Origin of the sequence: Vreelandella venusta (assembly GCF_015689495.1) — a bacterium.
GTDB lineage: Bacteria > Pseudomonadota > Gammaproteobacteria > Pseudomonadales > Halomonadaceae > Vreelandella > Vreelandella venusta.
Map to the genome: position 1 here is coordinate 3573745 of NZ_CP065135.1, position 14818 is coordinate 3588562.

11 protein-coding genes are annotated in these 14818 nt (G+C 51.6%); 3 read left to right on the forward strand and 8 right to left on the reverse strand.

The genetic code is table 11. The annotated features are described in order from the left end of the window. Nucleotides 1-106: 106 nt before the first annotated feature. Nucleotides 107-2404 carry a 5-methyltetrahydropteroyltriglutamate--homocysteine S-methyltransferase gene (gene metE / locus IR195_RS16680; RefSeq protein WP_206048102.1) on the reverse strand — a complete coding sequence of 766 codons (2298 nt, stop codon included), beginning with the start codon at nt 2402-2404 and terminating at the stop codon, nt 107-109. A gap of 99 nt (nt 2405-2503) precedes the next feature. On the opposite strand from metE, the gene IR195_RS16685 reads away from it, so the two are divergent. Next, nucleotides 2504-3442 carry a LysR family transcriptional regulator gene (locus IR195_RS16685; RefSeq protein ID WP_125751431.1) on the forward strand — a complete coding sequence of 313 codons (939 nt, stop codon included), beginning with the start codon at nt 2504-2506 and terminating at the stop codon, nt 3440-3442. On the opposite strand, the gene IR195_RS16690 is transcribed toward IR195_RS16685, so the two are convergent. Together IR195_RS16690 and IR195_RS16695 are read right to left on the reverse strand one after the other, a co-directional pair. After that, the gene (locus IR195_RS16690) at nt 3405-5000 is read right to left on the reverse strand and encodes an ATP-binding protein (protein ID WP_125751435.1); all 1596 of its coding nucleotides are present in this window, start codon (nt 4998-5000) and stop codon (nt 3405-3407) included. The two genes, IR195_RS16685 and IR195_RS16690, sit on opposite strands and share 38 nt — an antisense overlap. 18 nt (nt 5001-5018) lie before the next feature. Continuing rightward, entirely contained in the window at nt 5019-5777 is a 759-nt protein-coding gene (locus IR195_RS16695) for a winged helix-turn-helix domain-containing protein (RefSeq protein WP_125751438.1), read from the reverse strand. A 227-nt stretch (nt 5778-6004) separates the two neighbouring features. Between IR195_RS16695 and IR195_RS20560 the strand changes: the two genes are divergently transcribed. After that, the gene (locus IR195_RS20560; protein ID WP_268764549.1) at nt 6005-6127 is read left to right on the forward strand and encodes a hypothetical protein; all 123 of its coding nucleotides are present in this window, start codon (nt 6005-6007) and stop codon (nt 6125-6127) included. A gap of 134 nt (nt 6128-6261) precedes the next feature. Here IR195_RS20560 and IR195_RS16700 read toward each other — a convergent pair whose 3' ends face one another. The 3 genes from IR195_RS16700 to IR195_RS16710 all read right to left on the reverse strand — a co-directional run bounded on the left by IR195_RS16700 (nt 6262) and on the right by IR195_RS16710 (nt 10153). Then, on the reverse strand, nt 6262-6777 hold the full coding sequence (locus IR195_RS16700) for a retropepsin-like aspartic protease family protein (RefSeq protein WP_125751441.1): 516 nt from the start codon (nt 6775-6777) through the stop codon (nt 6262-6264). A gap of 14 nt (nt 6778-6791) precedes the next feature. Then, nucleotides 6792-8141 carry an MFS transporter gene (locus IR195_RS16705; RefSeq protein WP_125751445.1) on the reverse strand — a complete coding sequence of 450 codons (1350 nt, stop codon included), beginning with the start codon at nt 8139-8141 and terminating at the stop codon, nt 6792-6794. 386 nt (nt 8142-8527) lie between these two features. Continuing rightward, the gene (locus IR195_RS16710; protein ID WP_125751448.1) at nt 8528-10153 is read right to left on the reverse strand and encodes a BCCT family transporter; all 1626 of its coding nucleotides are present in this window, start codon (nt 10151-10153) and stop codon (nt 8528-8530) included. 223 nt (nt 10154-10376) lie between these two features. On the opposite strand from IR195_RS16710, the gene IR195_RS16715 reads away from it, so the two are divergent. Then, complete coding sequence (locus tag IR195_RS16715) at nt 10377-10733, forward strand: FxsA family protein (RefSeq protein WP_089039809.1); 357 nt, start codon at nt 10377-10379, stop codon at nt 10731-10733. A gap of 23 nt (nt 10734-10756) precedes the next feature. Here the strand turns inward: IR195_RS16715 and IR195_RS16720 are convergent, their stop codons facing one another. Then, nucleotides 10757-11650, reverse strand: coding sequence for an AEC family transporter (locus IR195_RS16720; RefSeq protein WP_206048103.1), 894 nt, complete (start codon nt 11648-11650; stop codon nt 10757-10759). 118 nt (nt 11651-11768) lie between these two features. After that, nucleotides 11769-14783 carry a bifunctional [glutamate--ammonia ligase]-adenylyl-L-tyrosine phosphorylase/[glutamate--ammonia-ligase] adenylyltransferase gene (gene glnE, locus IR195_RS16725; protein WP_206048104.1) on the reverse strand — a complete coding sequence of 1005 codons (3015 nt, stop codon included), beginning with the start codon at nt 14781-14783 and terminating at the stop codon, nt 11769-11771. Between the last annotated feature and the right edge of the window lie 35 nt (nt 14784-14818).

The following is a 14818-nucleotide window of genomic DNA, read 5'->3' on the forward strand; positions in this document are numbered from 1 at the left end:
TATATTTATAAGTACCTATGTTCAGAAGTGCCTATATTTATAAGCACCTATGTTCAGAATTAACTTTTATCACCCTTACTTACTTGTCTAGTGGATAATCAGCTAATTACCCATAACGCTGACGCAGTTGATTCGCCGCTTCCACCATATTCGCCAATGCAGGCTCTACTTCTGCCCAGCCACGAGTTTTCAGACCACAATCAGGATTCACCCACAGCCGATCGGCAGGGATTTTCTCTAGCGCTTTTTCCATCAACGCCACCATCCAGGCAACATCCGGAATATTGGGCGTGTGGATATCATAAACCCCTGGCCCAATTTCGTTCGGGTATGCAAAATCCTGGAAAGCGTCCAGCAGCTCCATATCGGAGCGAGACGTTTCAATAGTAATCACATCCGCGTCTAGTGCAGCAATGGCACCAATGATGTCGTTAAATTCCGAATAGCACATATGGGTATGAATTTGGGTGCTATCCTTAACGCCAGCAGCGCTTAGCTGGAAGCTTTCTACCGCCCAATCTAAATAGTCTTGCCACTCGTGCTGGCGCAGCGGTAAACCTTCACGTAACGCAGGCTCGTCAATTTGAATAATTTGAATACCGGCTTTTTCCAAATCCAGCACTTCGTCACGCAGCGCTAGGGCGATCTGGCGACAGGTGGTTGCGCGAGGTTGGTCATCACGCACAAACGACCATTGCAAAATCGTCACGGGCCCTGTCAACATGCCTTTCATGGGCTTATCAGTAAGCGATTGGGCATATTCGCTCCACTTCACCGTCATTGGCACCAGTCGGGTGACATCACCAAAAATAATCGGTGGTTTCACGCAACGGGAGCCATAACTTTGTACCCAGCCAAAGCGCGTAAAGGCAAACCCCTCTAACTGTTCACCAAAGTACTCCACCATGTCATTACGTTCAGCCTCACCATGGACAGGCACATCCAGTCCTAGTGCTTCCTGGCGCTCTACGACGAAAGCAATTTCTTCCCGCATACGGCCTTCATAATCCGTTTGGCTCAGTTCACCGGCTTTAAATGCTCGACGGGCAGCGCGTATCTCACCCGTTTGCGGAAAAGAACCAATGGTGGTGGTGGCAAACAGCGGCAATGCAAGTGCTCTGCGCTGTGCCGCTGCGCGGGCAGCATAAGGCGACTGACGTTGGCTATCTTGAGCCGTTATTGCAGCTAGACGTGAGCTAACAGCAGGCTGATGAATTCGCGTTGACTCACGACGCTGATCCAAAGCATGGGTTGCCTCGCTCACCCGCTGTTCATCAACAGGCGTTGTGCGGTTATCAATGAGCCGAGTAAGGGTCACCACCTCATCTAGCTTTTGGCGTGCAAATGCTAGCCAGCCGACCAGCTCGCTATCCAGCTCGGTTTCTTGGGACAAGTCTACCGGTACGTGTAGCAATGAGCAGCTGGGCGCCAGCCATAGCCGCTGGCCTAAACGCACTTTTAAAGGCAGCAAACGCTCACGTAGGGCAGCCAAATCAGCACGCCAAATATTGCGGCCATCAACTAAGCCAATTGAGAGCACTTGATGAGGGCCTAGTCGATCAATCACGCTCTCTACCTGGCCCGGCGCACGCACAGCATCAATATGCAAGCCAGCTACTGGCAGGCGAGTGGCTAGCGAAAGATTATCACCCAGCGCACCAAAGTAACTGGCAACGAGTAGCTTCAGCGGCGCCGATTGCAGACGATGATAGGCGCGCTCATACGCTTGCTGCCATGCCAACGGCAGGTCTTGTACCAAGGCAGGTTCATCAAGCTGCACCCACTCGATACCTTGAGTGGCTAAGCGTGCCAGAATCTCGCTATACACATCCAGTACGCTGTCCAGCAGGCTCAGCCGGTCAAAATCGCTACCTTTGGTTTTACCCAACCATAGCCAAGTAAGCGGGCCGGTTAGCGTTACTTTAGGCGTAAAGCCTGCCTGTAAGGCTTCATCTACTTCATTAAATAAGCGCTCAGACGCTAGCGTAAACGACTGTCCCTTATGCAGTTCAGGTACTAAGTAGTGGTAGTTGGTATCAAAGTACTTGGTCATTTCGCAAGCAGCTGCGGGCGTGCCGCTAGGGGCACGGCCACGAGCCATGCGAAACACAGTATCCAAATCGACATTGCCTGCGCTAACTTCATGCTGAGCATTGAAGCGTGCGGGCACTGCTCCCAGCATGACGGAAACATTCAGTACTTGGTCGTAAAATGCAAAATCGCCAACACTGATAAAATCGAGGCCAGCGTTTTGCTGGATCTGCCAATGCGAAAGTCTAAGCGCTTGCCCTGTTGCTTCCAGGTCTTCCCGCGATATATCTCCTTTCCAGTAGGCTTCGGTGGCTTTTTTAAGTTCGCGCTGAGCGCCAATTCGGGGATAGCCGAGAATATGAGAAACTGTCATGATGAAACCTTCCAACGTGAATGATTTCGCACAGTCTGCTCACCCCACAAAAATGAATCAAACTAAAGTTTTTAATAGCAAACATGAAAAATACTCACAATGATTGAATTACGTCACCTGCGCACGCTGCTCGCCCTCCGGGAAACCGGCTCTCTAGTGGAGGCTGCTGATCGGGTTCACCTAACACAGTCGGCGCTTTCTCATCAGCTAAAAGACTTGGAAGGTCGCGTTGACAGTGCGCTGTTTGTACGTAAAACGCGCCCCGTAGAATTCACAAGAGCGGGGCTTCGCCTTTTAGCCCTAGCGGATGAGATATTGCCCGAGGTGCGTAAAGCTGAACGCGACCTTGCTCGCTTGGCAGGTACCGAGCAGGGGCGATTACACATGGCTATCGAGTGTCACAGCTGTTTTCAGTGGCTGATGCCAACGGTGGATTATTTTCGCGACCATTGGCCAGAGGTGGAGATCGATATTCCCAGTGGCCACCACTTTGACCCATTGCCTGCCCTTGCTAGAGAGCAGTTAGACTTGGTGATTACCGCCGATCCCCAGCCACTGGAAGGGGTTCACTACGCGCCACTATTTCGTTATGAGGGACTGCTGGCGGTTGCTCGACAGCATGCTTTTGCTGGCCGTCCGTTTATCGAACCACAAGCGTTAGCCGAGGAGACACTGATCACCTATCCGGTCGAGCACTCTCGGCTGGACGTGTTTACCCAGTTTTTATCTCCCGCCAATGTGCGACCACAGGAAATCCGCACCGCAGAGCTCACCATTATGATGATGCAGCTTGTTGCCAGCGGTAGAGGCGTCTGCGCGTTACCCAACTGGGCACTCACTGAGTATTTAGAGCGGGATTACGTTAGCGCCGTAAAACTGGGTGAGAATGGTATTTGGAGCACGCTTTATGCAGCCATTCGGGAAGAAAATAGAGAAGCGCCTTGGATGCAGGATTTTTTGCGCACCGCTAAAGAGACGTCATTTGCGGTGCTATCAGGGATTAAACCGGCAACTCGCGACGAGGAATCAGCAGCGTAAAGCGCGCACCGCCCAGTGTAGGGCTGGTATCCACAGTGACGCTACCGCCATGGCCTGCCATAATTTTTTGCACTATAGATAAGCCAAGCCCGTAGCCTCCAGAGCTACGGGCACGACTGTCATCAAGCCTGGCAAACGGCTTGAAGATATCGCTACGTGCCTCGGGTGGTATGCCAGGCCCATCATCCTCAATATCAATCCGTACAAGGTGAGGCTCATCCCATAGGCGAATCACTACTTGCGACTTGCCATAGCGACAGGCGTTGCTGACAAGGTTCTGCAGCGCTCGTTGTAAATAGCGGGGTTCGGCGTACAGCTCGACTTCAGCACTACCATCCAGCGTTAACGATAAGCTTTGGTGCAACGGTGACAGCGTGTCGATGACTCGCTCAGCCATTGCCCGGCACTCAACCAATGCCATCTCTAATTCAACGCCATTGATCGACTCTCCCCCCAAACGGGCATAGGTGAGAATTTCGTCTACCAATTCGTCTAGCTCGGAAATATCAGCATCGATCCCCTGAAGCTGACGACGAATCGCTGGTTGGTCGGTCATATCTTCGACCATTTGCACTGCAAACCGTATACGAGCCACCGGCGTGCGTAATTCATGAGAGACCGCGCGAATCATTTCTTGCTGACCTCTTAGCAAACTCTGAACTTGATTCGCCATCCCATTGAATGCCATGCCCAGACGGCCTAAAAAGTCTCCGCTTTCCACCTTTACCCGGGTTTCTAAGCGCCCGCTGGCGATTCTAGTCGCGGCAAGCTCCAAACGCGCCATACGCGCTTCTATGCTGCGCATAATTAAATAAATAATTAGGCTCAGCACCACCATTAACCCCACCAGTAAAGGCAGATGCAAATTGGCTGGCAGCGTATCACCGCGTGAGGTAGGCCCCGCTTGTAACCACTGATTATCATCCGGCAGCCGATAAAGCAGCATCAGTGAGAGCTTATCCGACACCAGCCGAGTCAACACGCCTCCCTGGGCGAGTTGAAACTGCTGTTCTGGAGTAAGGTCAGAAGGCGGCGCGGAAAGCAAAACAAGTGGCCAACTACCCGCGTCTAGCGAGGCGATGGCGTCAGCCCTCGCCTCATGAGGCATACTAGCAAGCCACCCACCGAGTAGTATCATGCTGCCCTGCCACTGACGCTCGCTCCAGGCGGCAAATGTTGCCTCCAGCAGCCACTCATCGTTAGGTATACGTTGCCGTAACCGCCAGGGATCTTCAGCAACTAATACCGTGCCTCGCTCGACGCGAGCTTGCTCAAAATAGTTAAGCCCTACACTCTCAATACGCTTAAGTGAGAGCTGCATCCCCAGCTGTTCCGAGAAGCGGGCAAGCAGGCTTTCTCTTCCCGCCACCGGACTTGATGCTAACTGCTGCGTCATTAATGACATCGGCAATGCGGCAAGCTGTTCACGATAATCTTCGCGACGAATCTGCTCAATAAAAGAGCGCCCGCCCAATGCAATAAAGAATACCACGCACAGTGCAAGCCCCAGCAGAAGATAAAACCTTAAGAAAGAACCGTGGCCCAGCACTCGCCGCATGCGGTTAGCCTCTGTTAGTTAACTGTCTTTGACGAAAAGGTAGCCTTTGCTCCGCACTGTTTTGATTCGGTGCGGTTGGTTAGGGTCGTCGCCTACTTTGGGACGAATACGCGAAACCCGCACGTCAATCGAACGATCCTGTCCATCGTATTTAATGCCACGCAGCTCATTAAAAATTTCTTCTCGGGTTAATACACGCCCTGCGTTGCTCGCCAACAGCCACAGCAGATCAAACTCCGCGCTGGTGAGATCTATACGCTCACCGGAAAGCCAGGCCTCACGCGTTGCGTTATCTATCTCTAGATTTTCGAAGCGCAGGCGCATCTCACCACCCGGCGCTGGTGCATCGGCACGACGCAGTAGTGCACGCATACGCGCAAGAAGTACACGGGGTTGAACCGGCTTTGGCACATAGTCATCGGCCCCCATTTCCAAACCCAGTACCTGGTCAAGATCATCTGTGCGGGCCGTCAACATCATAATAGGACCAGCAAAGTTAGGCCTAACACGACGGCAAATAGCCAAACCATCCTCGCCCGGCAACATTAAGTCCAAAATCACCAAGTCAGGCTGAAGTGTTAAAATACGATCCACGCCCTTTGCACCATCTGCCTCTAGCGTCACTTGAAAGCCATTTGCCTCCAGGTAGTCGCGGGTCAGCTCTGCCAAGCGCTGGTCATCTTCAATAATCAGCACGTGATCTTGATCGGGATAGCCAAGTGTGGCGGCGTCTTGAGTCCCAAGCGCCTGAAATTGCTGTTCCAAGTGGTCTACCATCCTTTATATTCACTCCGCTTAGGCAGTTTGTGTAATCACCCGCTCACCCTATGTAACCGCAGGTTGCAATATCTTCCAGGATACCTCAAAACCGTTCAAACGCCTGCCTTCTTACCTCTTTCCCATATTCCGAGTACTGGTTTGCCTGCTAGTCACCTTGATTCTCACACCGCCAAACGCTAGTGTAGCTTTGCTAGCTGTCGACAATTTGACAGAAGGAGGACATTATGGGAAACAGCAAAACTAAAAGTGTTATTAAACGCGTTTACGTACCCGCTCAAGTGCGTGATCTACCGAATGGAGAGAAGCTGACCATTCCTGGGCATTATAAAGCGCCGCCTAGCGACTAATACGGCTTGTGTACTTAGCCACTGAGCACTCAGTACGCTAACCTAAACAGCTAGGTTACCAAAAAGGCAGGTTTGAACACTGCCTGCCTTTTTTCACCAGACAATTACTTGTTGGTCAGACTCTTCAGCAAGATCTACTCCGCAGGCAGGCTCAACACCATTTCCCCAGCGCGTATTTCAATCACCAATAAGTTAAGAAAACTCATGCCAAGCAGTACGGTATCGTTTTCCATACCAGGGCTTATAGACCCTTGCACGCCCTTCATACGTATATTGCCCAACACAACCTCATCTAGCTTTGTTAGCGCGCCCTCTGCACGACCATTCGCGGTATTAAACCAAGCGCTGCGCCCCGGCTCTAGCCCCAACTCGCTAGCTAAATTGCGCGGTACTGCAACATAAGTCGCTCCTGTATCTAATAAAAAGGTCACCGGCTTTCCGTTAATTTCCCCAGGTGCTTCAAAATGACCAGCACGATTTCGTGTCAAACTGACAGGCCCATCATCGGCGGAGGTGTACATCACATGGGCATTCGGCGTCATGACCTTCGCGAAACCACCATCTAATAGCCATGTGCCAGCAGCCAATAGCAGCACCCAAAAGAGTAGCATTGTGACGATACCACCTCGTTGCATAGCGAGGGTTTTCATACGCCACCTCCAAACTAAGCGCTCCTTTTCCAGGCAAGTGCAGCCTCACGTCCACGCTGCTCATTCACGCCAGCGCATATCAACATCGCGATAACAAACAGCGCTACACATAATAGGATAGACGCTTGCAAACCAATTAACGTTTGCAAAATGCCCAGCATGACAATGCCGAACACGCCAGCCAATTTATTAGCGAGCCCCCAGAAGCCAAAAAACTCAGCAGACTTCTCCAGTGGTGAAAAAACGCCGACCAACGCTCGGCTAGCTGATTGGCTAGACCCCAGACTAAGACCTGCCAAGCAACCGACCACCAAAAAAACGTACTGTGCTTGCCACTGCACGGCGTAATGGCTGTTAACCCAGCCAGTCAGCTCTGGCGTCGCCCATATCGATACAATAGCAATGACCCACAGCGCTAGTGTCATTTGATATGTGCGCTTGGCACCCAATTTATCTTGTAAAAAACCAAATCCCAGCGCGCCTGCCGCTGCCGTTATTTGCACAATAATAAACATAATATTGCGCACGCTCTCTTCCCAACCAATCACCTGAGCGCCATAAATAAATGCAAACGCAATAATGATATAGACACCTGCCATTGAGAATAACAGTGACACTAAAAAGACCGTTAAGTCTTTAAAGTAGCGCAGCTCAGTAAATGTTGAGCGAACGCGTTGTAACGCAATACGGCGATAGGAAACAGCATGGGGTTGAGGCACACCGCGCTCTTTCATCCATAGGAAGGTGGGAAGCGCCGCTACTAAGAAAAAGCCAGCCGCAAAAGGACCTACCCAACGTATGCGCTCAAAGTTATCGGCAGTCGCCTCCCCTAGCACCACTAGCGTAAACCCAGCAGCAAAGAGGCCGCCAATATAGCCAAGTGCCCAGCCAAACCCAGAGATCTTACCCAGTGCATTAGGCGGGCCTAGCTCCGGTAAAAAGGCGGCAATAAACGACTCGCCCATCGAGTAAGCATAGTTTGAAAGTATAATTAACAGCAGTCCCGCGACTACGTAACCAGGCTCGACAAAGTAAAGCATGGCGGTTGTCGCCACCGTTGCGAGATAGCTGATAAATAGAAAGCGCTTTTTTTCTGCTCGATAATCCATCACTGCACCGCAGAGTGGAGCAGTTAATACGACCATGAGATAGCTCAACGCTAGCGCGAGGCTCCACAAGAAATTGGCTAGGCGAAAGCCATCGCCTCGATCACCTACGATTACCGTTGTGAACAGTTCTCCAAACACGACTGTGATGATGAGCAAGGTGTAAGCCTGGTTGGCAAAGTCAAACATTGCCCAACCAAATATTTCACGTCGCGATGCGTAGGTGGGAGCAACCTTGGCGGGGTTAGCAGACAGCATGCTGGCTCTCTCAAAAAAGTGTGTAGTAGCGTCATTGCCCTATTAACGACAGCTAATTCATGACGATCATAGGGCAGGTGATTATTCAAAACAGCGGCTTCACCGCGGATGGGGCCTTGAAAAGCAAACGCCCGGCATAGCCGAGCGCGACACACTGATCATGGTTGCTTTTGCCATCTTTAGCGTTGCGATTCATAGCAACCAGTGCGCTACCACAGCCGTGATTCCTACCACCATCGCCGTGATAACAGCAACGGTGACAAGACGATCTAGCCAGCGGTCAAAAACCTCCCTTTTGGGCTGTTTTCGCGTGGCACCGTGGTGTCCTTGCCGGGCCATCAGCACGCTTTATCCATGTGTGCATTCCCCATAAATCAGCGAATAATTTAACTATTAATGCGGCGATTGACGACACTTGGAGCACGGCGCAGGCGCTCTTCCTCGCCTAACTGTTCGGCTTCAAATGCATCAGCACCAACCGGCGTTTCCCCGTGGCGACGATATAGCTGCGTGAGCATCGCCTTGCGGTCAGCACGCAGCTCACGAACCAGCACGACAACCATCATATACAAAATAAAAGTAAACGGTAATGCCGAAAGCACCGCCGCTGACTGCAGGCCAGAAAGCCCACCCGCCACAATCAGTGTTAAACAGATGGCGGCGATCAATACTCCCCAGATAATACGCTTATAAAGTGGCGGATTGATGGAGCCATTGTCGGTCATTTGCGCCACGATGTAGGAAGCAGAATCTGCAGACGTCACCAGGAAAATAAAGATGAGCAACATAGCGACGACCGATAATGCACCGGTAAAGGGCATCAGCTCAAACATCTCGAACAACGCCACAGTAATATTGGCTTCAGTGGCGGCAGCTAATCCTGCATCGCTGCTCGACATTTCCAAATTAAGTGCAGCACCGCCAAAAACACCTATCCATAAACAGGCTAATAGAGGCGGCACAAACAATACACCAAAGACATACTCTTTAATCGTGCGGCCGCGGGAAACACGCGCTACAAAGGTGCCCACAAACGGCGACCAGGCAATGACCCATGCCCAGTAAAATATGGTCCAACTACTCGCCCATTGATTATCGCTATAGGGCGAAATACGTAGGCTCATGCCGATAAAGTTTTGCAGGTAATCGCCAAGCCCCAGGGTAATAGTCTCTAAAATTGCAATAGTCGGGCCGGTAATTAATACATACAGCATCAAGCCAATACATAAAATCATGTTTATGTTCGATAACCGTTTAATACCTTTATCCAAGCCTGACCATGTCGATGCCATGTAAGCACAGAACATGACAAATAGAATAATAAACTGCCAAAAGCCATTTTCCGGCAAACCAAATACTGCATTAAGGCCACCGTTCATTTGCAGCACACCTAAGCCAAGCGAGGTAGCAACCCCCATAACGGTGGCGACCACGGCAAAAACATCCAGCCAGGATGCGTAAGGACGAACGCGGGGATGTTTGGCGGTCACCGAAGAGAGCACGGAAGACACCAGCCCTGCTTGCCCTTTGCGAAATTGAAAGTAGGCAATAATCAAGCCCACAACAGAAAACGCCGCCCACTGATGGATACCCCAGTTAAAGTAACTGTATTGGATTGCATAGCGCGCAGCAGCGTCTGTTTCAGCAGGCACGTCACCATAAGGCGGATTGATATAGTGCGTCATTGGTTCCGCCATACCGTAGAACACCAGCCCAACGCCGAATCCAGCTGCCAGCAGCATGCTAATCCACGAGAAAAAACTGTAGCTGGGCGTACTGTCCTGAGGGCCAAGGCGTACTTTTCCATACTTACTCAATGCTAAGCCAACCAGAAAAACTACAAAGCCAAACACTGAAAATAAATAGAACCAGCCGAACAATTCCGTAATTGAGGTGAGCGCCGCCTGGGCTGCATTACCAAAGCCTTCTGGGAATGCAGCGCCAATAACAACCAAGCCGAATATAATCACCGCAGAGGCGACAAATACCGACTTACCGCCATGATTTGCCATATAACCATCCTGTTAAATGAGCATTGTGTATAACAGCGTAATAATGTACTGATAAATGCAGGCTTTTTGAAATATATAACTAAACATTAAACAGCATGGCCTTTAAACTAACATATGCGTATAAAATTTCTTCGCGGCGTCAATCAAGAAATGTTAGTCCAGACCAGGAACTTGATACCCAGCCTGTGTTCCAATGAAACGCATATGAACGATGGAGGCTTTCATGCCGCAAATGAATCGTGATCAACGCAATGCCGCGTGGCAAGCTGCTAACCAGTGGCGTGCTCGGGCAGCTCAGACCCAGCCAACTGGTCTAATGGGCAGCATTAAACTGTTATTGACGTGGCTAGCGTTTGGTGCGCTGATGATCGTCGGTGTCGTACTCGGGCTTTTTTTCCTGCTCATTGGCTGGGCAATGATGCCCTTTGTCCGCCATAAAATGAAAAAGCGCATGGAGCAGATGCGCGCTGACAACGCTCAAGACGTTGGTGGCGGTTATGCTTACAGCGACACCTCCACGAGCCAGCACGATGCAATAGAAGGTAGTTACGAAGTTAAAGACGACCATCACCGGTCTTAACCAGTCGCCCACTAACGCCGCTGTTAAAGCGGCGCTTGAATCCAGGCGAACGCTGCTGCTAACGTCAGCGGCATTACGATTAAGCTCCCTAAATTGCCGATGAGCACCAACGAAGCGACCTTCTGCGGCGCCAGTTTATACTGCTCGGCCACTAAGTAATTCAATACCGCTGGCGGCAGTGCTGCAAATACCAGTAGCACAGCTGTCTGTAGCGGATTCAATGGTAATAACCACATGAGTGGTAGTGCGATCACTAAGCCAGAAAGTGGGCAGAGGAGCGCGCCCAACAAGCCCGTTCGCCAGTCATTAAAATCAATTTCCAGCAATCGAACACCTAATGCAAAGAGCATCAGTGGAATACAGATTCCCCCTAACATATGCATTGCTTCTAGCAGCCAGCTCGGCAACGGTACATCTCCCACGTTTATGACTAGCCCTGCAAGGCTCGCCGCTACAATGGGCATTCGCAATAGTCGCCAAAGTGACGTGCGTGGGTCCAACATATAAAGACCTACTGAGAAATGCAGCAGCATTTCAACAATAAACACGACCACTGCAGCCGGTAGGGCTTCTGGCCCAAAGGCGAGCACCAATAGCGGCACTCCCATATTGCCAGAGTTATTGAACATCATCGGTGGCAAGAACACTTTTGTGTCCAGAGACAGCCATTTAGCGATCGGCCAAAGCACAACACCAGACCCCAGCACCACGGCCACCGCCGCAGTGGCAAGCCACGCATACTCTGCTAACGGCGCTTGGCGATCAGCCAACACGGCAAATACCAGCAGGGGAACAAATAGCTCCATATTAAGCGTGTTAAGGCTGCGAATATCAGGGTTTCGGTAACGCCCGTAAACCGCACCACAGCCAGCAATTAAGAACACCGGTAACAGCGTTGCGAGAATATGACCGATCATACGCCCTCCGCCGAGCGGCGGGCGCAGAGACAAGCTGTTGCATACATAGGGAGCTTTTCCTTATTGTTATCAAGCTATCTTCCCTATCGATGCTACTTAAAAACGCTCACTTCGCCAATCAGGGTTCAAGAAAACGCTGCCAAAGTGCAATAACCACATCGCGATGGGCCTTGAACGCCTGTGCATCCACGACGGTTTTCTCACCGGTTAACGCCGCACGATGGGTACGGCTACGATAAGCGAGGTACGCTTCCCGCAACTGCTCCGCTTCTGACTCGCTAATATGACCACTTTTGGCGAGGGTTTCTAAAATGCGGATATTATCGCTGTACGTGATTAATGCAGGCGTGTCATGGGCGAGCGATAGCACCGCGTATTGGCAAAGAAACTCAATATCGACCATGCCACCCACATCGTGCTTCAGACTGAATACCTCCCCGTCCGCACTATCTGATGGCCCTTTCAAGCCCAGCCCTTTAGAGCCTTGCCCTTTAGAGCCCTGTCCTTTAGAACCAAGGTGATCACGCATTTTATGACGCATGCTGACAACGTCGTCTCTTAAGGCTTGCGGGTCACGCTCGCGACACAGCATCTCGCCACGGATCGCATCAAATTTACTCGCCAGCGCATGACTACCGGCGACAACGCGCGCGCGCACCAGCGCCTGATGCTCCCAGGTCCAGGCATTTTGGCGCTGATAATCCGCAAAAGCATCTAAAGAGGTCACCAACAAACCCGCATTGCCTGAAGGCCGAAGGCGCATATCAACCTCGTAGAGGCTGCCGGCAGGCGTTATTGCGGTTAAAAGATGAATAATGCGCTGACCTAGACGGGTAAAAAAGACCGCTGTATCGATTGGCCGGGCACCATCGGTAGTGCCTTTCCCGTCACTATCATGAAGGAACACCAAGTCCAAATCAGAACCATAACCAAGTTCGATGCCCCCAAGCTTGCCGTATCCCACAATCAAAAACGCTGGCTCTTGTGGATTAAGACCTTCTGGCACGCCATGTTTTCGCGTGACATGTTTCCAAGCCATCGCTAGTACGGCATCCAGAATGACTTCAGCGATATACGTTAAGTAGTCGCTCACCTTCATCAAGTGGCGTGTTCCAGCAATATCCGACGCTGCGACGTGCAGCATCTGTGCATGCTTAAACACGCGAAGCGCTTCCAACTGCGCCTCATCATCATCTTCTGGCAGTCTGCTTAAGGTCTGGCGTAACTCATCGGCAAGTCGTGATTTATCAGCGGGGGTGTAAAGCGTATCCGGTGTTAGTAACTCATCAAGCAGTATCGGGTAGCGCGCAAGCTGCTCTGCAATCCAGTGACTGGCCGAGCACAGCTTCATTAAGTGCTCAAGCGCCTGGGGATTTTCACGCAGCAGCGCAAGGTAAGCGGTTCGCCTAAGCACCGACTCGATCAACGGCTGGACACCATTAAGCGCGTTATCCGGCAATTCACTTTCAGCAACGGCAACCAGTAGTAGCGGCATCAGTGCATCTAGCCGTTCAAAGCCGATACGCTGCATGCTTTGCACTTGGCGGGAATGGTAAAGACTCTGCAGTCGTTTAAGTGCTTTCCCTGGTTCTATAAAACCAGCCTCAGTTAGCAGTGCTTCCGCTTCTTCCTGCTCTAGCTCGCCGCGCCACAGTAACCGCCACTGAGACAGGCCAAGGTTATCGTCGCTACTCTCTGTATCGCTATCCTCTTCTGGGTCGGCGATCACCGCATCAAAGTGCTGGCGAACGCGTTCGCGCACTTCCTCCAGCCGCGCGATGAGTCCAGGCCAATCGTCATGCCCCAAGGCAAACGCGACCCGCTCCCGATCTTCATCGTCAACGGGCAGCATTTGGGTTTGACGATCTTCTAGTGCCTGAATCACGTGTTCCATGTCGCGAAGATACGCATAGTCGGGTAGCAAGTCATCGACAACTGCTTGGGGCAACAGTCCTAGTTCAGGCAGTCGTTGAAGGGCGGTCTTGAGTGAAGTCACTTGAAGCTCGGTATCACGTCCACCGCGAATTAACTGAAATGCCTGGACAACGAACTCAACCTCCCGGATTCCACCGGGCCCTAGCTTGATGTTGCTTTGCATGCCCTTGCGCTTTACCTCGCGATTGATCATCGCCTTGAGCTCACGCAGCGACTCAATCGCACCAAAATCCAGGTAGCGGCGGTAAACAAACGGCCTGAGACTTGCGAGCAGTTCATGCCCACCATCTATGTCTCCTGCAACGGGGCGCGCTTTGAGCATGGCATAACGCTCCCACTCACGGCCCTGATCCTGGTAGTAACTGGAGAGCATCGAGAAACTGCCCACCAGAGGGCCACCATCACCCAGTGGGCGCAGCCGCATATCAACGCGAAATACGAAACCGTCGGCCGTCATGGCATCTAAAGCGGCAATCAGTTTCTGACCTAGTTTGGTGAAGTACTCTTGGTGCTCAAGGGATTTGCGCCCGCCTTCGGTTTCACCTTTTTCAGGGAAGGCGAAGATCAGGTCAATATCTGAGGAAAGATTCAGCTCACCCGCGCCGAGTTTACCCATACCCAGCACCACCAACCGCTGGGATGAGCCATCTCTGCGGGCCGCAGGCAATCCCCAGCGCGGGGCGTAAAAACGCTCAAGCCAGCTTAGCGCGGCCTCAAGACAGACTTCCGCCAGCCACGAAACTGCCTGAGCAGTGTCCCACATGGTGTAGCCATCAGGACGATTAAGATCGCGCCACACAATCCCGAGCATGCGGGCACGGCGAAAACGGCGAATAGCGCGATGCATTGCCTCTTCATCATCGGCATTTTCCAGCACTTCATCTAACCAACTCGCTTGCGACTCCTTGCTTGCTGTCGCATCCAGCTCGCCAGCCACATCTAGATCAATCAGCCAGTGCGGAAAGCGTGCCAAGGTATCTAGGGCAAAGCTTGAAACAGTTATCACGTTGGCTAACGCTTCACGGCGCGTATCAGAAAGTGCCTCCCAACTACTGGAAGGCAACGACTGTTGGGTCATTGAAGCAAGATTATCTGCTTGGCTAAGTGCTTCACTTAAGCGCTGCCAGGCTCGCTGTGCGGCAGGCTTAAGCGCTGTTGGCAGCCCAGTTTGGGGTAAAAACGCGCCGTCTAACTGCATAACCACCTCTCTGCCAAGCGTCTATTATGTTTGTT